Consider the following 21807-nt stretch of genomic DNA (forward strand, 5'->3'; position numbering starts at 1 on the left):
GCTGGCACTCATTCACTTTAATGGACGCTCTATGGAATCGATTTTGAAATTTTTTGAGGAACCCATCGTTTCGTTTGCGGTTCTCCTAGCAGTAATTCTGACTGTACCTATCCTAGTAGAGCGGTTCCGGATACCAGGCTTAGTAGGGTTGTTAGCAGCAGGGGTGGTTTTAGGGCCGAATGGCTTGCACTTGCTGCAAAAAGAGTCAGAAACGCTCAGCCTGCTGGCGGAAATTGGGTTGCTCTATTTAATGTTTGTGTCGGGTCTGGAAGTCGATATTGAAGAGTTCCGCCGCAAAAAATATCGTTCGATTGGGTATGGTAGCCTGACTTTTGCCATACCCCTAATATTTGGCACGGTTGTAGGTCGCCTATTTGGGTTTGACTGGAACGCTTCGGTCTTGATCGGTTCGTTGTTTGCTTCTCACACTTTGCTGGCTTACCCAATGGTCAGCCGCTTAGGGGTGGTGTCCAATGAGGCGGTGACGGTGACGATTGGAGCGACTATTTTTACCGATGTCGGGTCACTGTTAGTTCTGGCAATTTGTATTGGGATTAATGCGGGTGATTTTACCGCTACCAAACTAGCAATCTTACTCGGCTCTCTAGCAATCTACTCAGTAGTGGTGCTGTTTGGGTTTGATTGGGCAGGTCGTCAATTCTTTAAACGCACTGGAGATGACGAAGGCAATCAGTTTTTATTCGTCTTGTTAGCCATCTTCCTAGCTTCTCTAGGGGCACAACTCATTGGGGTTGAGAAGATTGTGGGGGCTTTCCTCGCAGGTTTAGCAGTTAATGATGCTGTTGGTCAAAGCCCCGTTAAAGAAAAAGTGGTATTTGTCGGTAGCGTTTTATTTATTCCAATTTTCTTTGTTAACTTAGGTCTGCTGATTGATATTCCTGCTTTCATCGCCAGCATCTCCTCGATTTGGTTAACCCTAGCGATTGTCACTGGCTTAATTATTAGCAAGTTCTTGGCTGCCTATGGCGCAAAACTGTTATATCACTATAACCAAGACGAATTGCTCACGATGTGGTCGATGTCGATGCCTCAAGTAGGGGCAACTTTGGCTGCAACTTTGGTAGGCTATCGAGCTGGCATGTTGACTGAAGGCGTGCTGAATAGCGTCATTGTATTGATGCTGGTGACTGCTACGTTGGGTCCCTTAATTACGAGTCGGGTTGCTCCCAAGCTGATTACTTCAGACACGACATTGGAGCCTGATACTACGCCCAGCAATTGGGGTGCTGGCACAACCGATCATCCTTTTACGGTGGTGGTTCCGGTTTATAACCCTAAAACGGAGCAGTATTTAATTGAGATGGCAGCGCTGCTGGCTCGGTATGAGTCGGGGCGGATTGTCCCTTTAGCGATCGCCACAGCTCAAGCCAACATGGATACTCCCACCATCGGTGCAGCAATGGAGCGCAGTGAAGCGTTGCTAGCCAATGCTAAAGCTGTCAGCCAAGAAATCGGAGTTGAGGCAGAGCCATTATTACGAATTGATGATGGAATCGCTCAAGGAATTAGCCGTGCCAGCCGAGAACAAGACGCCAGCCTCATCGTGATGGGTTGGGGACGGCGAACTGGGTTCCGGGCTCGTCTATTTGGGAATGTGCTAGACAGCGTGCTTTGGTCGTCCCACTGTCCAGTCGCAATTACCCGCCTGTTAAACTCTCCCAGCACCATGCAGCGCATTTTGGTGCCGATTGATAACTTGGGATCTGCGTCTAGCAGAACGGTGCAATTTGCTCAAATGCTAGCCGCCGCCAATCAAGCCACTGTGACGCTGCTCCATATCACCGATCGCCGAGCTTCGGCGGGCAAAAGAGCTTGGACTGAATCACAATTAGCGATGTCCGTAGCGAAATGGGCACCCCAACTGAAGCCAGAGATTCAGGTGGTGAGTAGTGATAATGTCGTGACGGCCATTTTGCAGGCTGCTAAATCTTGCGATTTGGTGGTGTTGCGATCGCTCCGCCGTCGGACTAACGCTGGACTCGACATTAGCGATGTCACCACTCAAGTCGCTCAACAATTGACCTGTTCTGTGGTGCTGTTAGGAGAACCTCAGCGATCGCAACCTGGTGTAGTAGTGAATCAGACTCGGGACCAGTTGGCTACCCAGGCTTAGATCAACACGAGGCAACAAGGGCTTAATACGGTCTTGGCTCGTTCGTTGAGAAGTAATTGGCCGTTTTCGCTCACACTGATATCTCTACCGGGTAAAAAGCCTTTACCGATCAGCCGTTGGTAGATCGCAGGAGAGGTGATGCTGCGGATTTCTGCCATCACATCGGCAGGAACTAAGTGTTCAACTGCCCAAAAAAAGGAATCAGTGTCAAAACTAATTAAACGCTCAAAACTGACGAGCAATACTCCTGCTACCTCTACAAGAGTTAATTGGCATTTTAGATTGGCTATGAGATCTCTACCGACGTGAGTGTTGCGGATCATCATAGCCAAAGCCATTCTTTCGATTTCTTGCTCTAACTTCAAGTCGCTCATGTTGGGCACTAAGTCAATTCTTAAGGAATTGTGATTTTGCCAAGTATACCTGAAGGTAGATAAAAAATAGCTCCCAAGATAGACGCAAATACTAGTATTTTTTAATCAATCTTTTATTTCTCTAAAAAAGAAATCTTTAGAAGTAGCTGTTCAATTTCTAGAAGAATTGCTGAGACTGCTTTTTAGGAAAAATAGCTCAATTTGTAAAGAAATAAAAACTATGGCACTAGTGGAATTGAAACCTTAAGAAATTGCATACCCAAAAATAAAGCTGCGATCGTTCCAGAAACGCAAATTTCTCCACCCCATATCCTTTCTGATAATTCTTCCACCGGGATTAAAACAACTTCAATGGCTTCAGTCATATCAAGGTTTTGTTCAGCAAAAACAAAAGCATTTTGCGCGAGAAATAAGTGAATTTGGTTAGTATCTTTGACGGGGTTATCGTGGAGCGTCGCCAGCTTTACTAAATGCTCAGCTCTATAACCTGTTTCTTCTTGCAGCTCTCTCTGGGCAGCAACTTCTGGGCTTTCAGTTTCGGGGTCAAACGTGCCCGCTGGGAGTTCTAATAAGATTTCCCTCACCCCGTGGCGATATTGCCGCACAAAGACAACTTCTTGGTTGGGCGTGATCGCAAGCACCAAAGCCACATCAGGTCGAACCACAACAAAATAGTCATCAATTAATTGCTGATTGCCTAGTCTCACGGTGTCTTGGCGGACTCGGCACCATTTGTGCTCAAAGACCATGCGTGAAGTTAAGGTCTGCCATTTGGAAATCGGCTGCATAACTTTAAGGTTTTCTGGTAGTTCTGGAAGGGAAAGAATGTAGGCAAAGAAAATAAGCAAATCTAGGCTAGATCTCCTGCTGCCATAAAATCTGCCCCTATTGGCAAGCCATGAATACGCTTGACTCAGTTTCAGGTAAAACTAGAGGCTGCGTCTGAGTGATTAGTACGTCCCCAGTAGAGTTGTAGGGATTCTGCTCAGACTCCGAAACTTAAGGTGTTGCCTTGTAGTCAGGTTTAAGCAGCAGTGACTTGAGTGTTAATCGCAAAGCTCGCCTAGATGGGTTGCTAAATGCGCTGGCTGCTGCAAATCACTAACCCCCTACATGTCCCCTACAGTTTTCTCGTGATGCAACGTCGTCTCTCTTCCATTAGCAAAGTTTTCATGGGTGCTACCCTAGCCCTACAACTCTTGCCCCCTTCTGCGATCGCGGCTCCTCCTCGAACCCCTGACCAAACTGTGACCTGCGAAGTGTTAGTTGCAGGAGGTGGCTTGGCGGGTGTCGCAACGGCTTACGAAGCTTTGTTGGCAGGACGCACTGTCTGCATGACCGAGATTACAGATTGGGTCGGCGGGCAAATTTCAGCTCAAGGCACCTCAGCGCTGGATGAACGGCAGACTCAGCGATCGCTCTTGTTCTATCCGCGCGGCTATCTCGAACTGCGGCAACGTCTAGAGCGTTATTACAAAGGCGATTTGAATCCGGGTGATTGTTGGGTAAGCGAGTCTTGTTTCTTGCCACGGGACGGCCACAAAGTTTTGTTCGATGAGTTGCAGAGTGCTGCTAAGCGTGGCAAGGGGACGCTGAAATGGTTTCCCTCCACTGTGATTAAAGAGTTAAACACAACTCCTGTCGGAGCTGGGCAACAGATTCAAGGAGCGATCGCCATTCAGCATCGGCCTGCTCCTAGTGCAAGTCCGCTCAATGCCTTGCCCCTTTCCCAAACGATTGAAGATGCCTATCGCTACGAAAACTCAGCCCAGTTTCAAAAAGCGATCGTGCGGTTTGTGCCAGCTCCAGCAAAACCGTCTAAATCTCAAACCACTCAATCCCCGGCTAATGCTCCGCAATGGTATGTGGTAGATGCCACCGAAACCGGGGAACTAGTAGCACTGGCTGATGTGCCTTATCGCTTGGGCATCGATCCTCGCTCTTATCTAGAACCGTCTTCCTCTAGTGAAGCGGGTGACCCCTATTGCACTCAAGGCTTTACCTACACCTTTGCAATGCAGGCCACGGAGCAACCCCAACGGCATACTGAGCCTGCGTTTTACCCCAATTACGCCGGGTACTACAGCTACGAATTGCCCCGGTTGGCGAGTTTCCCGCTTGTCTTCACCTACCGCCGGATTCTGAACCAAAACCCCACTCGCCAAGAAGTGAAGGTTCAGTCGAACACTGGCGCGGTTACCCCTGGTGATATTTCCATGCAGAACTGGACTTGGGGGAACGATTATCGCCCTGGCACCGCAACCGATAACTTTGTCTACACCCGCGATCAACTTGCCAGTACGGGGCAATTGCAACCAGGAGCGTGGATGGGTGGTTTACGAACGGAAAGTCTCCAGCGAGCTGAGGAGTTGTCTCAGGGATATTTCCATTGGTTAGTTGCGGGTACGACCGACTCTCAACTCGGAGCAGGCGTAAAACAACCGCAACCCAATCACCGTTACCTGACAGGATTTGATACACCCATGGGGACTGCTCATGGTCTGTCTAAGTATCCTTACATCCGCGAGGGTCGCCGGATTATTGGGCGTCCGTCTTGGGGGCAGCCTCAAGGTTTTACAGTTTGGGAGGTAGATATTTCTCGACAGGATTATTTCAAAGATGAGTACTACCGCAAAACACTGTCACCCCAGATGTATCGCAGCTTGCAAGCAACTTTGGCAGGCCTAGAAGCTACGTCTTTTGTAGGTAGCAAATTGCCGTCTGAAAAAGTGACCCGCCGGACGCGATCGACCATTTATCCAGACGCGGTTGGGATTGGACACTATGCGATCGATTTTCATCCTTGCATGACTCAGAGTCCGCCTGAGCAACCTGGCAATACCGAGCGAGCAGGAGAGCGACGTGGGGCGGGTAATGCCTACCCCTTCCAAGTGCCGCTACGAGCCATGATTCCACAAAAAATTGACAACATGCTGGTGGCGGGTAAGAGTATTGCCACTAGCCACGTTGCCGCAGCAGCTTACCGGGTACATTCATTTGAGTGGTCTTCAGGCGCAGCAGCAGGCACGACAGCCGCCTTTGCGCTCGAAAAGGGCATCATGCCTTATCAGCTGGTTGACCAATTACCGCGAGCAGAGCCACAACTCGAACTTTTGCAACGTCGGCTGGCGGAAAATGGCAATCCGATCACATTCCCTGATACTTCGATCTTCAATGAGAAATGGGAGGATTGGAAATAGATTTTTGACCTGGAGGCCGAAGCGATGGTAAGTCGCTAGAATTGCACTAGGATAAAATACGTAGTTTTGTTAAAAGTGTTTCCGGTAACGGCCTATGAATCTGGTACTTACGGCAGCTTCCCATTTTGCAGCCGTTGCGCCTACGGTAGCGCCTGAAAAAGCTGGTCAAGTTACCCGTCAAACTTACCCGAATTACAAAATCATTGTGCTGAATGACGACTTCAACACGTTTCAGCATGTCACCGAGTGTTTGATTAAGTACATCCCGTTTATGACTAGCGATCGCGCTTGGGAATTGACCAATCAAATTCACTTTGAAGGTCAGGCAGTGGTTTGGGTAGGGCCGCAAGAGCAGGCGGAACTTTATCACACGCAACTAAGCCGCGCTGGTTTGACGATGGCTCCTCTAGAAGCGGCCTAACTCAAACTCTCCGGTCGCTGCGATTTCCTCTATGCTGAGAAGTGCTGGAACTCGGCGATCGCAGCACACTTCAACTGGCAAAACAATGGGTAACCCCTCTCGCGGCAGGCTTGTTCTCAACCACTCCACCCACATTCCGGGCTTGATTCCGTTGTTGGAACGGCTGCTTCAGCAAGAGGGGATTCAAACGATTACTCCTGGTGTGATTGGTGCCGTACGAGCGCACTCTCCAAAGCTCAGACTTAAGATCTCTGTCCCGATTCGCGGCGGTTTTAAGGTGCTCGCCCGACAAGGTAAAACGGTACAGGAAGTGTTTATTTTGACGAGCTTAAGTCAGGAAGTTTTGGAAAGTGCGATCGCTACGGTTTTAGCGAAGTAACAGCCTTAACAAAGCCATTATTCTACTGAGCTAGTACTACTCAACCTGACGCAGTACGACGGCCAAACGATTTAGCGGCAAACTAATCATGCAGGCAAAAGTGAGTAAGTAAGAAATAATTGCCGTGAATTTCAGGCTTAGCAGCAGAACTTCCCAGTCAGGTAAGGCAAATTTCTGCACGCCCAAAGCGACGCAGTGAACAGCCCAGTAGGTAAAAATCATCAGCATCAGCATGCTTTCAGCTTGTTCAAAATCTTCCCCTTGATCTTGAGGCATGCCAACCAGCAAGCCGAGACCAGCCAGACAAGCAAAAAATGATAGCAAAACCAACCAGTCATGCCAGAGGAGCGTTGGCATCATTGTGTCCTTGATTACGCATTGAATCGAAAATTAGTCTAAAAGATTAGAGCTTTTAACTCACGAAAATATTACAAACTGCAATGAATTTGTGCGAGAAAGAATCTTGTTTCGCACTTTTATAATTCCCTATTAACTGCGAGAACTAAAGCAGATTAAAGCTTTAACCAATCCTTTCTAATTTGGGATCAATTTTTTAGTTAATTAAAGTTAATCAAGAAAAATGAATCGAAATTCACTTTGGCAGCAGGAGGGTAAAGTCAAATTTCAAATCGGCAATACTTTCTATCGCTCTCAGAGCCAAATTGGCCGAGACCTAGGGTTGTTAGCCGCTGCGATTTATAAAGCTGATACTGGAAAACTGCGAGTTCTGGACGTTATGACCGCTTGTGGCGTGCGGTCTCTACGGTATGTGCTAGAGAGCCAAGCAGATTGGGTTTGGGTGAATGATGCCAACCCAGAAGTAAACGTGACTTTAAGCCAAAATCTAGCTAGCTATTTAGAGCCAAGTTCTTATCAAATCACCTATCAAGATGCCAATCGCGTCTTTTTTGATTGCTATCAACGGCAAGACTACTACGACTTAGTAGATGTAGATAGTTTTGGCAGTCCTGCACCCCACTTCAGCACTAGTCTCTGGGCAACAAAAATTGGTGGATTGCTCTATCTAACGAGTACCGATGGACGCACCAGTTCGGGCCATGAACCTGAAAAAAGCCTGCAAGTATATGGGGCTTACGCCCGCTGGCATCCTGCTTTGCATGAACAGGGATTGCGGCTGTTACTTGGTAGTGTTCTACAACAAGCCAATAACAAGGGCTTAAGTATTCAACCAATTTTTTCGCTGTTTAATGGTCAGGTTTACCGGGTGATGGTGCGAGTTCTAGCCCATCCTAGTTCTGAGCTAAAACACTATGGATTTCTGGGCTACTGCCATCATTGCGGCCACTATGAAACCGTGTCTTGGCGTCAACTCAGCCGTGCTGTTTGCCACCACCACGCTTCCCCAGAACCACTCACCCTCAGCGGCCCAATGTGGCTCGGCCCCCTACACGATCGCCCCATGTTGCAACGAATGGAGCAGTTGGCCCAACAGTGGAATTGGCCAGAACGAGTGCAACTGCTACAAACTATGCAGGCTGAAGCAGACCTACCTCCCTACTTTTTCGGTTTAGGTGAAATTGGTCGGCGCGGCAAAATGGACCCACCTCCTCGCGATCGCCTGATCCAGCTACTTCAGGCTGAGGGCTACCAAGCCAGCCCCACTCACATTAATGCTCAGGCCATCAAAACCAACGCCGCGATCGCCGTTTGCATTGAACTAGCCAGGCAATGCCAATCTGCCACTAGTTCTAGCTCCTAGAATTAAAACAAAATAGATGCGATCGCCTTCGCTCAACATCATGATCTCAACTAAACCCAGATTTGAGAGCTTTGAAGAGTACCTAGCCTACGACGATGGCACAGAAAAGCTGTATGAACTGTTCAATGGAGAACTAATCGAGGTGCCACCCGAATCAGGAGAAAATGTAGCGATCGCAATCTTTTTACTGTTAAAGTTGGCAACGATCGTAGGTCATGCCAGAGTGAGACCTCACGGGCTGGAACTCGAAGTCCGAGGCGAGCCGAGAAACCGCTACCCCGATTTGACAGTGATCGGAGAGGAGCATGTTGAGCAGTTGAGACGACGCAATACCTTACGGTTTGATATGGCTCCTCCCTTGCTTGTGGTTGAAATTGTCAGCCCCGGAGAGTTGCAGCGCGATCGCGACTATATTGCCAAACGGATGCAATACCAAGATCGGGGCATCCCAGAATACTGGATCGTAGACCCGCAACTACAAACAGTGCTGGTTTTAGAACTAAGTGGTGATGTCTATACAGAAATTTCCACGCTCCAGGGTGAGGATCAGATGCGATCGCCCCAGCTTGAAGAACTAAATTTAACAGTATCTCAACTGTTTACGGCAGGTCAGTGAGTTAAGTGAGAGGCGATCGCTACAGCAGTTCAGTCGCTACGAACTTGGTTTCAGGCATTCAGGTAGCTACCTTAGCTTCACAAGCGCCAATACTCACCCAACTGCTAGAACCATCAGCCCAATGTTCTTTTTTCCAAATGGGGGCATTGTGCTTCAGCGTATCGATCGCGTACTGACATGCCTCAAATGCCTCAGTGCGGTGCGGACAGCCTACAGCAACAAGAACGCTGATTTCTCCAATTCCTAGCTTCCCAGTGCGGTGATGAATCACCACCCGCGTTACGTCTGTCCACTTCTGCCGAATCTGGGTGGCAATTTGCTTAAAAACCTCGATCGCCATTGGCTCATATGCTTGATATTCCAATGCAACCACAGGTTTGCCATCGGTTTGGTTACGCACCATCCCACTCATCACCACGATCGCTCCGTTGGCAGCATCGTCTGCTAAGCGATACACCTCGTCTAGAGATAACGGTGCAAACGCCATAGCAAAACTGTCTCGCTCGTCTAGGGAAGTGGGGGCAGAAATGGCTAGGGTGGTAGCAGCATCCATTGGCATCAGCTTTGTAGAACGTCCTGCCTCCATTGTGCGGATCTTTGCGTGAAACAGAGAAAATTTTGGATTGAGATTGCAGAATTTCTCCGCCGCTCTCTCCAATCCAAACGTCTTAAGCTTTGCCGCTGCCCATCAAGTACAACAAAGCCATTCGGACAGCTACGCCACTGGTGACTTGTTGCGAAATTAAGCTGAACTCTGGGTCGTCCATCAAGTCGGAGCTAATTTCTACCCCCCGGTTCACAGGGCCCGGATGAAGGACTTTGACATTTGGCTTGCAGAGCTTGAGGCGATCGCGAGTAATGCCGAATTGTTGATGGTACTCTCGCAAGCTAGGCAACAAATGCTGGGTCATGCGTTCTTTTTGCAGCCGTAGCGTCATGACAAAATCAGCATCTTGCAAAGCGGGCTCTAGATTCCAGTGCAAAAATAGCTTGCCCGCTCGGTCTTTGCCACAGTCAGCAAACAGTTGGGGCAGAAGCGTCGGAGGTCCAGCCAAATGTACTTCTGCGCCACTGGCCGTTAAGCTCCAGATGTTCGATCGCGCCACCCGTGAATGCAAAATATCTCCGACGATCGCGATTTTTTTGTCAGCCAATAAATCTAAGCGGGGTCGTTCTGGATCAAGCAGGGTACAAATTGTGAATAGATCGAGCAGAGCTTGGGAGGGATGCTCATGTTGGCCATCTCCGGCATTTAGCACCCCAACTAGCGAGGCTAATCGGTCCATCTCATCGGCGATCGCTTGGGGTACGCCTGCCTGCTGATGACGAATCACCATCAAATCAGTACCCATCGCCAAGTAGGTTTTGGCCGTATCGAGAATCGTTTCTCCTTTTGTTAAAGAAGAATTTCCCGGAGTAAAATTAAGAGTATCAGCGGATAAACGTTTGGCCGCGAGCTCAAAACTACTCCGAGTGCGTGTAGATGGCTCGAAAAACAGGTTAGCAACTACCTGCCCCTGAAGAGTTGGAACTTTCTTGGTTCGCCGAGATAAAACCTCTCGAAAACTGGCAGCAGTTTGTAAGACTGTGTCGTACTCTGCGGGAAAAAAATCAATCAAAGAAATGACGTGACGGCGAGTCCAAGCTGTAGTAGCCATGCTGGTGATTTAGCCCGATAGTCTCAGGTTCCAACTTTAAAACTTTTACGGAACCATTAGACCAATCAGCCGATAAATCAGCCCCAATTAAAGTTACTCAAAGTCAACGAGCACAACCTTCCAAATCGGTCCTGTAAGCTTCGAGCTTCGACCATTGCGCTTTAGCGGATTAGATTCAGCCATCTAGCTAAGGTAACTCTCCCCTCAAATGGGCACTATATACGGGTATGTACGGAGTCGCTACAGGTTTAAACCGATGGGTGGCATGCCATTTGTTTAGCCTTCATTGATCCAGGCTGGATAGACAGGTCCGCTAGATATGTTGGCGAGATCTAGAGACTTGTCTCAAGACAACCAATCCCACGGCTTTAGCAAAGCACTACTTCTTCAGGAACCATAAAAATTCATGAAAGCTGCTTGTCCAGATCATGAGACAGAGAGACTACAGTCTCTTCAGCAATATCAGATTTTGGATACAGAATCTGAATCTACTTTTGATGAACTAACTAGCTTAGCTGCCCGCATTTGCAGTACGCCAGTTGCTCTCATTAGTCTCATTGATCGCGATCGCCAGTGGTTTAAGTCAAAGGTTGGTTTGTCCATCAGCGAAACTCCGCGAGATCTGGCATTTTGCGCTCACGCAATTTTGCAAAATGACATCTTGGTCGTCCCCAACGCTTTGTCAGATGTCCGCTTTGCCCAAAATCTTTTAGTGATTACGGAACCCTATATTCGCTTCTACGCTGGGGTGCCGTTAACGACTCCTGAAGGCTTTAACTTAGGAACGCTTTGTATCATTGATTATGTTCCTAGAGAGATAAATGTTGATCAGCTCGAAGCCCTGCGGGTTCTGAGCCATCAAGTAGTAGCTCAGCTAGAACTCAGACGTCAGCGCTTAAGCCTGAGTCAAGCCAGTCAACTACCGCAGGCAAGCGAATCTCTAGGGTTGCGAACCAGTGAAGACATTCAAACTCATATTCAAACGCAACTAGGCTTTGTACCACCCTTTTTTGGTCCCGCTCAGACCTATCCTCAAGTCCTAGAAAACCTATGGCACCAGACTCAGCTAGCTTATCTAGGTAATCCTTTATCGCCAGTATTCAAAGAAAAGCTCTCTGCCTATCTTTCTCGTTATTGCGCGATTCCTTACTGCATGATCTGCCATAGCTGCTCTTTGCGTCCTTTGGGAGTAGAAGCTCAGGAGGTCCTAGCTTTGTTGGAAGCGCCACCTCCTACGGAGCTAGAGGTAGACGACCACCTCACCTTATTGTCGGCTCATCCCGAAGTGCTGAGTGCTCTATCCGAAGGCGACAGAGCTGTAGAAACAAGTTTGCTGTATTGCTCTATCTTTATTTTTCTCAATTCCGAGGAAGCAGAGTTTTGTCGGCAGGAGCTACGTCGGATGTTAGGGCTGGAAATGTACCAGCACTTAATTGCCTTTATCGCCTATGTCAAAACCTGCCACATGTGGATGGAGGCCCATCCTGAGGTGGCTTATACCAATGATGCGCGGGTTTTGGGGCATTTTCAGGCTTTATTAGAAGAAGCGCCTAACTTAGCAGATTTCTTTGAGCACTACCGAGAACGGGTGCAACAAGAACAACAAAATTGGGTAAAGCAGCAAGCGGCGATCGTGGCTCATAAGCAGCAGGAACAAGCTCTACGCCAAGCAGCGGTAGAAAATTTGCGTTTAGCTAGGGCGATCGCGGCGGTGACTGATGGAGTACTGATTACTGACCCGCATCAAGTAGACAATCCGATCATTTATGTCAACTCTGCTTTCAGTCGCATGACGGGGTATGAACCCGAAGAAGTGATAGGCCAGAACTGTCGGTTTTTGCAAGGTCCAGAGACTGACTTGCAAGAGGTGGCAAAAATTCGTCAGGCGATCGCAGCAGGTAAAGAAGCGCAGACTACTTTGTTGAACTATCGCAAAGATGGACAGCCCTTCTGGAGCGAACTCCGCATCTCGCCCATTTTCTCGGAGTTAGGAGAACTGCTTTACTTCGTGGGGGTTCAAACGGATGTAACACCACGTAAGCAAGCGGAAGAAGAGCGGCGTTGCTTCTTGGCCCGCGAGCAGACAGCGCGAGCAGAGGCAGAAGTAGCGCGTGAGCGAATGACGAATATTTTAGAGAGCATTACAGATGCCTTCTTCGCCGTCGATCATGAGTGGCGATTTACTTACATCAACCCGCACGCAGAACGCTTATTGCAAAAGGCTCAACACCAACTATTAGGGCAACGCTTGTGGGATGAGTTTCCTGAAGCCGTTGATTCAACCTTTCAACAGCAGTATCAGCTAGCAATGACGAGGGGAGTGAGTGTTGAGTTTGAGGGACTCTGCCCCGCTCTAGGGGCATGGTTTGAGGTGCATGCCTACCCGACTCAAGATGGTTTGTCGGTCTATTTCCAGGACATCACCGCCCGAAAACAAGCCGAGCACAAACTCCGAGAACAAGCAGCATTTCTAGAAGTTGCAACCGATGCCATTTGGGTGCAAGACCTCAACAGTGAAATTTTGGTCTGGAACCGAGGTGCTGAGACTCTGTACGGTTGGACAGCGGCAGAAGCGATAGGGCAACCTGCCAACCAGTTCTTGGCTAAAGAGACTTCCTTGCAGCTAGAAACAGCTTGGCAGCAAACTCTAGCGAAGGGGGAGTGGTATGGCGAGCTACACCAGGCTACCCACGATGGCCCCGAGGTCGTGGTGTCTAGCCGCTGGACTTTATTGCGAGATGAGCAAAGTCAGCCTAAATCGATTCTGGTCGTGAATACCGATATCACTCAGAAGAAGCAAATCGAGGCTCAGTTTCTCCGAGCGCAGCGCATGGAGAGTATCGGCACCTTGGCAGGCGGTATTGCTCATGACTTGAACAATGTGTTGGCTCCGATTTTGATGTCTACTCAATTGTTAGAGCGCAAAATCAAAGATGAACAAAGCCAACGCTTACTGAACACCGTTGAGTTGAATGCTAAACGAGGAGCGGATTTAGTTAGACAAGTTCTATCCTTTGCGCGGGGATTAGAAGGAGAAAGAACTTTACTCCAAATTAGGCATTTAATTCTAGAGATCGCCAAGATCGCCAAAGAGACATTTCCCAAGTCGATTGAGATCTACACAGATATTCCGCAGGAATTGTGGCCAGTTTCGGGAGATGCTACTCAGCTCCACCAAGTACTGATGAATCTCTGCGTGAATGCTAGAGATGCCATGAATGAGGGAGGCACGCTGAGCATCACGGCTGAGAATTTGCTGATTGATGAAAATTATGCTCAGATGCACCTTGATGCTCAAGCAGGCTCCTATATTGTTGTGACGGTATCGGATACAGGAGCCGGAATTCCACCAGAAATTCTCGATCGCATTTTTGAACCCTTCTTTACTACCAAAGACTTAGGCAAGGGTACAGGTTTAGGGCTGTCAACGGTGATGGGAATTATTAAGAGTCATGGGGGCTTTGTGCATGTCTCTAGCAAACTCAATCAAGAAACTCACTTTAAGGTGTTCTTGCCAGCCACAGAAGCGACGGTACCCCAACCGATAGCTGAAGCCTCAGACCTACCTTGGGGCAGGGGTGAGCAAATTTTGGTGGTGGATGACGAAGCAGCAATTCGGGATATTACCAAAACTTCGCTAGAGGCGTTTGGTTACCGAGTATTGGTGGCTAATGACGGCATTGAGGCGATCGCTCTCTATGCTCAACACAAGGATGACCTCAGCGCTGCTTTAGTAGACATGATGATGCCCTCTATGGACGGTCCCACCACCATCCGGACTCTCCAGAAGATTAACCCCCAGCTAAAAACCATCGCGGTGAGCGGTTTGGTAACCAGCGATAAGTTAGTTGCGGCAGCCAAGGCTGGGGTTAAAACCTTTTTAAACAAACCCTTTACTGCTAAAGAGCTACTCCAAACCCTCGATCAGTTGTTGCATACCTAAACTCCCTTAGCTGGAGCTAGAGCTACATCGGCAGACCATCAGGACGATTCTCGTGATTCTCCTGCTTCAAAACTTTAAGAGCTTTGCGTATCCAGCTTTACTTGAAAACTTGTAGAGCGATGGAAATCAGGGTCAGGAAGGTGAGAAAGCCGACTGCATCTAGCAGGGTAGTAAGCAGTGGCCCACTGATCAAGGCGGGATCTAGATTTAGCCGTTTCAAGCCCATTGGCAGCACTGTTCCTAAGCTGGCAGCAATGAAGACATTAATCGCCATTACCGTTCCTGCCACCAAAGCCACCCAGCGTTCATCTGGGGGAGACCAAATCAGGGAGAGGAGGCTGAGGGATAGACCTAAGCCTACAGCAGTGCCCAAGCCAGCTAAAACTTCTTTGCGTAGAATTTGCAATGTGTCATCTGGTGTGACCTCACCCACCCCTAAACCTCGAACGGTAACCGATAAAGCTTGAATCGCTACGTTGCCGCTAGCGTTAGACAAAATTGGCATAATCACAGCTAGAACAGGCACCAGAGCAATCGTCTTTTGGAAAGGAGCGATCGCACTGGCTGCACCTACGTAAAGCACAATGTTGCCCATTAACCAAGGCAAGCGCTTGCGAATTGTGACATGGGGAGCCGACAAAGCTGCTTCGTCTCCACCACTTACCCCTGCCAGCTTTTGAATATCTTCTGTGGCTTCTTCTTCCAAAATATCGACCACATCGTCAATTGTGACAATGCCTACTAAGCGGTCTTCTCGATCGACTACAGGCACAGCCAGCAGGTCATAGCGCTTCATCAACTGCGCCACTTCTTCTTGAGGCATTTCGGTGCGAGCTTTGAGGACGCGATCGCTAGCAATATCCTGAATTAGGACATTGGGCAGTGAAAAGAGAAGTTGGCGCAGTGACACAACCTGCACCAGTTTGCGGTTGTTGTCAGTCACATAAGCGTAGTAAATCGTTTCTTTGTCTTGGTCAGTCAGGCGGATTTTGCGAATGGCTTCTTCGACGGTTAATCCTTGGCGTAACCGCACATACTCGGTGGTCATCACCCGTCCAGCAGTGCCTTCGGGATAGCCTAGAATTGTCGCTGTTGCTTGGCGTTCCGTAGGGCTGAGCTGTTGCAAGAGCCGCTTGACCACGCCAGCAGGCAACTCGTCAAATAACTCGGCTCGATCGTCGGGTCGCATCGACTCAACGATCTGACAGACCTGGGTACCGTGCATGGAATTAATCAATTCTTCCTGCACTTCAGAGGGGAGATATTCAAAAACATCGGTGGCTTGATCTTTCCTCAGCAACCGAAACGCGATCGCTCGCCGCTCTGGCGGGAGTTCAACAATGTAGTCCCCCACATCCACAGCAGGTAATTGATTCAGCTCAGACTTGAGCTGGTTTAAGTCCGCAATATCGGACAGCAAGGCACGGTTTTCCTGAGTTAGCATACAACCTCCTACGTCTCCCCCGCGCTGGGAGACTTACGCCACCAGGCTAGAGGAGATATCTACTACCAGGGAATGGACTAGAGTCCATGGAATCAATAAAACTCAACATCGACACCCAAACCAGGTATCGCTACGTTCTATGCTAACCCTCTCCTGCTTCTGGCGGTAGAGTCCGGTTGAAGTTTATGGAATCACAGGTAAGAAGATGATGAAATTTTATAAAGTATCTTTAATAATTTTGCTGGCTGGTAGTTTGTGTTTAGGCATCAGCAGTTGTGATACGCCTCCCAGCGAAGAAGGCGATCGCACCCGCTCATCTCCGCCCAACTCAACCTCAGCGAACTCAACCATTCAACCAGCCGCCTCCGTTCCAAAGGCAACGCCAACCCCCACAATTAGCCCTTCCTCAGCAACTCCATCTCTAGCCGCTCGCAGCCAACCGCTAAAGGCACCCGCTAAAACCGTGGCGGCAACCACAACGGCTCAGACTCAAAATACAGTCCCCGTGACGATCTACAAGGTGGATGGTCAATGCCAAAACTTGGTGCCGCAAAAAGTAACGGTGTCAGCTCAGAAATCGATGGAGGCAGCAGTTAGTAAAACCCTAGCGCAATGGGATACCGCTGATTTTAGTTTGACAGGCTACCGGGTCAGCGTTGATCCAGACAGTCGGGTTGCCACCGTGGATCTGCGCGTCAGCCCAAGCTCGAAACGGCAACTAGAGTCGCTCTCTAGCTGTGAGCAATTAGCTTTGCTGGGGGCAGTAAATAAAACCTTGACTACCAATCCGCAATGGAAAATTGAGTCTGTTCGTTTTACAGAGCAAGGAGAAGAAGTGGTGCTTTAGAAGGCGCAAACTCTAGGGCTTAGAAACCGCAGGACACTGTTTGACATACCAGCGCCAAGGAAGATCAATCCCTTGAGTTAAACCAATCCGGGTGGTTTGTACCAACGCGATCGCCCCTTGCTCGAAATCCTCTTGCCAGTTGGGTTGACGATGCTCCAGCCAGAGGGGTTGGCCTAGGGCGAATGGCAAAGCCGTCAAACTTAAGTCAATTTGGAAGGCACGGCAAAGTTTTCCGGGTCCGGCGGCTACTCGGTCTAGTTTGCGTTCTTTGAGGGGGTCGGTTCCCGGAGGCATAGCATCCAACTGCAAAGCCCGAATCAAGACAGCACTAGGGATGCCATCAAGATCAGTGACCACATTCAGACAGTGATACATGCCGTAAATCAGATAAACATAGCTCAGCCCTGCGGGACCAAACATCACAGAATTCCGAGTGGTCTGCCGTCGGTAGGCATGGCAAGCAGGATCTCCGGGTGCATAGGCCTCTGTTTCTACAATCAAGCCACGCAACACGGTACCATCCGCAGTTTGTCTAACCAAGGTGCAGCCTAAGAGATCGGGGGCTACCTCTGTAGAAGGACGAGCCAGCCAAGCGGGCTGAATAAACTGGGCAGTGGAAATCGAACTCGGGGAGATTGTGTCAAAAATGTTGCGATCGCTAAGATCTTGATTGGTTTGTTCTACAATGCCGTCAAGTTTGGTCACTGAATTCCTACTTCACATTCCATAAGTTACTGAATTTAAGCCTGATATTGCTGTTTACCTAGTTTATAAATATGGACGTTAAATTAATTTTGGCCGTTCTCACCGTTGTATTTACCATTTCCTGCCTATTCTTTGGCACCCAAAACGGCTTTTACGATTCAGACGATTACCACGGAAATGGTTCCGCTCACTAATAGCGGCTAAGTGCTATAGAGTTGATTTAATTCACATTTTACTGGCACGAGATAGCATCAAGGTAAGGGCAGAGTGTGCTGCCCTAAGCTGAGAGTAGAAATATCAGAATTTGGGTTTTTAGCGCTCCCTAGTTAAAACCCAAGTTTTGCTATATCTAGCCTACATTCGCAACTATGCTGATTTTTCGTGGCTAAAGAGATAGTGGTTGCCCTCGGAAAATCCGGCACACTTCTCTGATTTTGGGTTCTGCGGAGATGTAATACGGACGTGGTTGAGCTGGAATGTTTGCCCTATGGTGCTGGTCAAGCAGGTGAAGGCATCTGCTTACTAGTACGGATGGGACCTTATCGGATTTTGTTAGATTGCGGTCTGCAAGATGTTTCGCCTCTGGTCGTAGATGCCGCTCGCTCGCTGCCTGCCGATTTGGTTTTATGCACACATGCCCACCTAGACCATGCCAGAGGTCTCTTGGCGCTGCACCAGGCGTTTCCACAACTTCCTATCTATGCTAGCGAAGTTACCACCGAATTGTTGCCTTTTAACTGGCCAGAGCTAGATCCAGCTCAGATTCCGCCTTTCTGCCAAGCCTTGCCGTGGCGATCGCCGATTGAGTTTCAAGAAGGGTTGACGGCTGAGTTATGGCCCGCAGGTCATCTTCCAGGGGCCGCAGCATTCTTACTCACCTACACCACACCGCAGCGTACCTACACGGTTTTTTACACAGGAGACTGCTTCCTCTCTAATTCTCGCTTGGTTGAGGGGTTTCCACTGGAAGAGTTACGGGGGTTGCGGCCTGACGTGTTGATTGTCGAAGGCAGTTATGGAACTTCGCGGCATCCACGTCGCCGTCAGCAAGAAAATCAATTAGCCGAACGAGTCAGCCAAGCTATTACAGAGGGCTATTCTGTCTTGCTGCCTACGCCTACTTTAGGTTTAGGGCAAGAGTTATTAATGTTGCTGCGGAGCCATCACCACTTCACGGGGCGTGACCTCAATATCTGGGTTAGTGGCACTGTGGCAGCTGCTTGTGATGCTTATATTCAATTGCTGCCCCATCTACCTACGACAGTGCAGAATTTTGCTCAACATCAACCTTTGTTTTGGGATGAGCGAGTTCGTCCACGAGTAAGACGGCTGCACGCCGACCCTATCGGCACCGCTGAGGAGTTGAGAACCAGGGATTTACAACCTCCTTGTATTATTCTCACCGATGCAACTGCCGACTTGAGCCAGTACTGCCGTCCTGGAAATGGGCCTTGGCTGCTAATGCTGCCCCAGCAGTTAGTCACAATTCACTCATCCTCGGACGAGCCATCCTTAGCTGAGCGATCGCAGCGTCATCGTCAATTGGTATTGTCGCAGTCGAGGACCGTTGAGAAGAAGCTGCAAGCCGAGATCCGAGCGGGTCGCCTAGCCGTAGAAACCTACCTGCTCGCTGACCACTGCGATGGACCAGGCACTACCCAACTGATTCACAATTTACGGCCTCAGCATGTAGTGTTTGTACACAGTTCTCCTACCTACTTGTCTGATCTGACTAGTCTGGATGAGCTGCATAACCGCTATCACCTGCATTCCCCCGCATCGGGTACGGTAGTCGAGTTACCAGTCGGCGAAACGTTTTTGCAACCTGCCGCACCTGAAACCAGTTACGAGGGTGAGCTAACCGAGCTAGGCACTGTAGTCACTATTACGCTACCTGATGCCATCACGGTGGATACTCGATGGCACAATTTTGCCGATACGGGTCTGATTGAAGCTCGTTGGCAGGGGGAGGAACTCGTGCTACGTGGTTTGCCTCAATGGGAGCTACTGACCCAAGGTAGCGATCGCCCTGCTCCAGTGACGCTAGATTGTTGTGGCAACTGTCAGCACTACCGAGGTCAGCGGTGTTGGAATCAAACTTCGCCTCTGTTCGACTTCAAAGTTGCCCCTGAAGGGTACTGCCCTGTTTTTGAACCCATTCACCCTGAGTCCCCTAGCTCCATCTCGCCTCTGAGCAACACCTTGACAGGAGATCTAGAAGGGCCAAACAGTGACGACGAACCAGAACTTAACTAAGGCAATGTATAGATGAGCAGGTAAGCTGACAAACAGGGTTAGCAGTCGTTTAAAGCAAAAAGACAGGCTGAGGAACCTGCCTTAAAGTCTGTCTTAACCTGCTAAGGAACCTACATCAGGTTAGGTCTTAGTCTGGGTTGGAATCAGGGTGATTACGAATTTGCTCTGCTTCAGGACAGTCATCGGAAACTAAAGGTTCAACATCGCCTCTGGGGACTGTGGCTAGCTTCTGGGTCACAGCACCGATGCTTTCTAGCCGCACCATCTCCTCCCAGGAGCACATTTCATCCTCTTCTTCAGTTTCGTAGCGAAGCGTAACTAAATCTCCCTCAATGTCAAGAATGCGTGCGCGTTCAATCCAGCGCTGCTGGTCCCGCAAGAAGATCCAGACTTCGCGACCATCTGAACAGAGCTGATAGATCTTGCGGTGTAGCATGTTTGGTTTCTCCTGAGCACCTAACTCTTCGAATACTTAATCAATTGCCGTAGCTTTACCCGAATCAATGCTGTCGCCTTCAACGTGAAACACCCAAACCTAACAGCGGTTCTGGCTGACTTTGAAAGCGTCCAATGGGTAATTGGAAGTGAGCATTGCTGAGTTATTGCCTGCCTGCCTGTAAGGTGCAGTTAATAGCAGGTAGCCCTTGATTGATGTGATTTGAAAATTTAGCAAGTTGAGCCTGATTCAAATGGAAGAGAGTAGTTTGGAAACGTTCTTGGAGATGGATGGTACCTGTTACAGTCATTATCCAAGGTTGTTAAGGAATAATTCAGCGAGAGCGCAAATGAAGCCGTTTGCCGGGAGGTGTGGAGGAGCTGCTGAAAGACATTATGGTTTCAACCGTCAATGCTGCTGAGGGGCAAACGTAACTTCTTACCAGCAACTTGGCCAGTGATCTGGAGCACTGAGTTTCCATCATTCTAGCGACTGTTGAGCAGAGTTTGCGGTTTCCAGAAGGGATTTACCAAAAAATTGCACTTTAGGCGAAAAGTGAATTGGTTTCATGAATATTTTCTCCCTTCAGGAATGAGGTGAATTCGAGAGCCACACCAAGCTTTAAGAGGTTGATGCGATCGCCATGACCGACACTTGAGCTTGCGCTTTGAAGTCTAGCAATACACCCTAGTTGAGGTAGTAGCAGACTAACCTGCCTCAATCCTCGCATAATATGAACTTCAGTCTACTGCCAAGCAGATCCAGATTTTTAGCTTAAAAGTTAGGACTGCACACCCAAACCTGAAATAGAGGCTGATAAAGTCAGGTCATCTTGATACATCAAAAAATTATGCTGACGCATAATCTCGTAAAGATTGACATTTGCTTCTAAGAGGCAGGCGTGACCACTATCGGGCAGAACCACCGTTGTGACGTTTGGCAAAACTGCTGCTAAGCGCTCTGCCTCGGCTAAGGAAGGTAGCAGGCGATCGGCGGCACTGGCTAAGAGTAAAACAGGTTGTGTGAGACAACGCAGTTGGTCATCGGCAATGTCAAACTCATTGAGCAGAGAGAGACGCCAGATGGAAGTTTTTTGCGGGACTGACTGCACCGCTGTGAGCAGCGCTTGGCGATCTTCCGGTAGTATGCGCCCAAAGGATGCTAGAAACGGCAGCAATCCTACCGATGAGATTTGGTACCAAGTTTCTGGCAACCAACGAGTCAAAGATGAACCCCACTGAATCCAAGGCCGCCGTTTAAAGGACGAAGCTGGATTGACGAGCACGAGCCGATCAAAAAGGTGAGGAGCTTGAGTGGCAACTCGAAGCGCTAGACAGCCACCGAAGGACTCACCGCAGAGGTAGACCGCCCGTGGTTGCTCCTGTTTGGCAATTTCTTCTTGAATCAAATTGATGACTTTGGTGGCTAAGACATCCCAGTTAGTTAGATCATCGGGAGGAATGGCTAAGCAGCGGATATCAAAGCTGGTTTCTAGCCCTGAAGTCTGCGATCGCAAAAGTTGCCCAGTCCCATCCATACCCGGTAGGAACACAAACAGGGAATGGTGAGGATTCAGCCGTCTGGGCGTGAGAAAACAGATTTGGCTCTTGACTTCCTGCATTTTCTGAGGGAGGTGAGAATTAGTAAATTCCAGCTGGAGCGTTAAGCAGCAGC

19 protein-coding genes are annotated in these 21807 nt (G+C 49.0%); 10 read left to right on the forward strand and 9 right to left on the reverse strand.

Going from position 1 to position 21807, the window contains the following annotated elements; all coding sequences use genetic code 11:
- The first annotated feature begins 31 nt into the window (after positions 1–31).
- Positions 32–2134: a cation:proton antiporter gene (locus H6F72_RS17470; RefSeq protein ID WP_190438290.1), complete on the forward strand. Its 2103-nt coding sequence runs from the start codon at positions 32–34 to the stop codon at positions 2132–2134.
- Here the strand turns inward: H6F72_RS17470 and H6F72_RS17475 are convergent.
- Both H6F72_RS17475 and H6F72_RS17480 read right to left on the reverse strand, forming a co-directional pair.
- Positions 2131–2508, reverse strand: a complete 378-nt coding sequence (locus H6F72_RS17475) for a hypothetical protein (protein ID WP_190438292.1) — start codon at positions 2506–2508, stop codon at positions 2131–2133. The genes H6F72_RS17470 and H6F72_RS17475 overlap by 4 nt on opposite strands.
- A gap of 218 nt (positions 2509–2726) precedes the next feature.
- Complete coding sequence (locus H6F72_RS17480; protein WP_190438294.1) at positions 2727–3296, reverse strand: NUDIX hydrolase; 570 nt, start codon at positions 3294–3296, stop codon at positions 2727–2729.
- A 291-nt stretch (positions 3297–3587) separates the two neighbouring features.
- Here H6F72_RS17480 and H6F72_RS17485 point away from each other — a divergent pair, with 291 nt between their 5' ends.
- From H6F72_RS17485 to H6F72_RS17495, 3 genes are all read left to right on the forward strand, one after another.
- The gene (locus H6F72_RS17485; protein WP_370527520.1) at positions 3588–5708 is read left to right on the forward strand and encodes an FAD-dependent oxidoreductase; all 2121 of its coding nucleotides are present in this window, start codon (positions 3588–3590) and stop codon (positions 5706–5708) included.
- Between the two features lie 94 nt (positions 5709–5802).
- Positions 5803–6129 (forward strand): ATP-dependent Clp protease adapter ClpS, encoded by a 327-nt coding sequence (clpS, locus tag H6F72_RS17490; RefSeq protein WP_190438295.1) that lies wholly within the window; start codon positions 5803–5805, stop codon positions 6127–6129.
- A gap of 31 nt (positions 6130–6160) precedes the next feature.
- Complete coding sequence (locus H6F72_RS17495; RefSeq protein WP_370527521.1) at positions 6161–6508, forward strand: DUF2103 domain-containing protein; 348 nt, start codon at positions 6161–6163, stop codon at positions 6506–6508.
- A gap of 36 nt (positions 6509–6544) precedes the next feature.
- Here H6F72_RS17495 and H6F72_RS17500 read toward each other — a convergent pair whose 3' ends face one another.
- On the reverse strand, positions 6545–6868 hold the full coding sequence (locus tag H6F72_RS17500; RefSeq protein ID WP_242016994.1) for a hypothetical protein: 324 nt from the start codon (positions 6866–6868) through the stop codon (positions 6545–6547).
- Between the two features lie 220 nt (positions 6869–7088).
- Here H6F72_RS17500 and H6F72_RS17505 point away from each other — a divergent pair, with 220 nt between their 5' ends.
- Complete coding sequence (locus tag H6F72_RS17505; RefSeq protein ID WP_190438297.1) at positions 7089–8228, forward strand: tRNA (guanine-N1)-methyltransferase; 1140 nt, start codon at positions 7089–7091, stop codon at positions 8226–8228.
- Between the two features lie 16 nt (positions 8229–8244).
- Positions 8245–8844 (forward strand): Uma2 family endonuclease, encoded by a 600-nt coding sequence (locus H6F72_RS17510; protein WP_242016995.1) that lies wholly within the window; start codon positions 8245–8247, stop codon positions 8842–8844.
- Between the two features lie 58 nt (positions 8845–8902).
- On the opposite strand, the gene H6F72_RS17515 is transcribed toward H6F72_RS17510, so the two are convergent.
- Together H6F72_RS17515 and H6F72_RS17520 are read right to left on the reverse strand one after the other, a co-directional pair.
- Entirely contained in the window at positions 8903–9430 is a 528-nt protein-coding gene (locus tag H6F72_RS17515; RefSeq protein WP_370527522.1) for a molybdenum cofactor biosynthesis protein MoaE, read from the reverse strand.
- A gap of 82 nt (positions 9431–9512) precedes the next feature.
- Positions 9513–10502, reverse strand: coding sequence for an aspartate carbamoyltransferase catalytic subunit (locus H6F72_RS17520; protein ID WP_190438303.1), 990 nt, complete (start codon positions 10500–10502; stop codon positions 9513–9515).
- Between the two features lie 406 nt (positions 10503–10908).
- Between H6F72_RS17520 and H6F72_RS30315 the strand changes: the two genes are divergently transcribed.
- Positions 10909–14445, forward strand: a complete 3537-nt coding sequence (locus H6F72_RS30315; RefSeq protein ID WP_242016996.1) for a PAS domain S-box protein — start codon at positions 10909–10911, stop codon at positions 14443–14445.
- Between the two features lie 97 nt (positions 14446–14542).
- Here the strand turns inward: H6F72_RS30315 and mgtE are convergent, their stop codons facing one another.
- Entirely contained in the window at positions 14543–15889 is a 1347-nt protein-coding gene (mgtE, locus tag H6F72_RS17540) for a magnesium transporter (RefSeq protein WP_190438307.1), read from the reverse strand.
- 205 nt (positions 15890–16094) lie between these two features.
- Between mgtE and H6F72_RS17545 the strand changes: the two genes are divergently transcribed.
- Positions 16095–16736 carry a hypothetical protein gene (locus H6F72_RS17545; RefSeq protein ID WP_199299139.1) on the forward strand — a complete coding sequence of 214 codons (642 nt, stop codon included), beginning with the start codon at positions 16095–16097 and terminating at the stop codon, positions 16734–16736.
- 12 nt (positions 16737–16748) lie between these two features.
- Here the strand turns inward: H6F72_RS17545 and H6F72_RS17550 are convergent, their stop codons facing one another.
- A complete protein-coding gene (locus H6F72_RS17550) occupies positions 16749–17441 on the reverse strand; it encodes a DNA-3-methyladenine glycosylase (protein WP_370527523.1) in 693 nt (230 codons plus the stop codon).
- Between the two features lie 71 nt (positions 17442–17512).
- Here H6F72_RS17550 and H6F72_RS30805 point away from each other — a divergent pair, with 71 nt between their 5' ends.
- Positions 17513–17635, forward strand: coding sequence for a hypothetical protein (locus tag H6F72_RS30805; protein ID WP_255527350.1), 123 nt, complete (start codon positions 17513–17515; stop codon positions 17633–17635).
- Between the two features lie 268 nt (positions 17636–17903).
- A complete protein-coding gene (locus H6F72_RS17555; RefSeq protein WP_370527524.1) occupies positions 17904–19697 on the forward strand; it encodes an MBL fold metallo-hydrolase in 1794 nt (597 codons plus the stop codon).
- Between the two features lie 127 nt (positions 19698–19824).
- On the opposite strand, the gene H6F72_RS17560 is transcribed toward H6F72_RS17555, so the two are convergent.
- Together H6F72_RS17560 and H6F72_RS17565 are read right to left on the reverse strand one after the other, a co-directional pair.
- Positions 19825–20133 carry a DUF6679 family protein gene (locus H6F72_RS17560; RefSeq protein WP_190438310.1) on the reverse strand — a complete coding sequence of 103 codons (309 nt, stop codon included), beginning with the start codon at positions 20131–20133 and terminating at the stop codon, positions 19825–19827.
- Positions 20134–20914: 781 nt separating this feature from the next.
- The gene (locus H6F72_RS17565; RefSeq protein WP_190438312.1) at positions 20915–21754 is read right to left on the reverse strand and encodes an alpha/beta fold hydrolase; all 840 of its coding nucleotides are present in this window, start codon (positions 21752–21754) and stop codon (positions 20915–20917) included.
- Positions 21755–21807 lie beyond the last annotated feature (53 nt).

Source organism: Trichocoleus sp. FACHB-46 (genome assembly GCF_014695385.1).
Lineage (GTDB): Bacteria > Cyanobacteriota > Cyanobacteriia > FACHB-46 > FACHB-46 > Trichocoleus.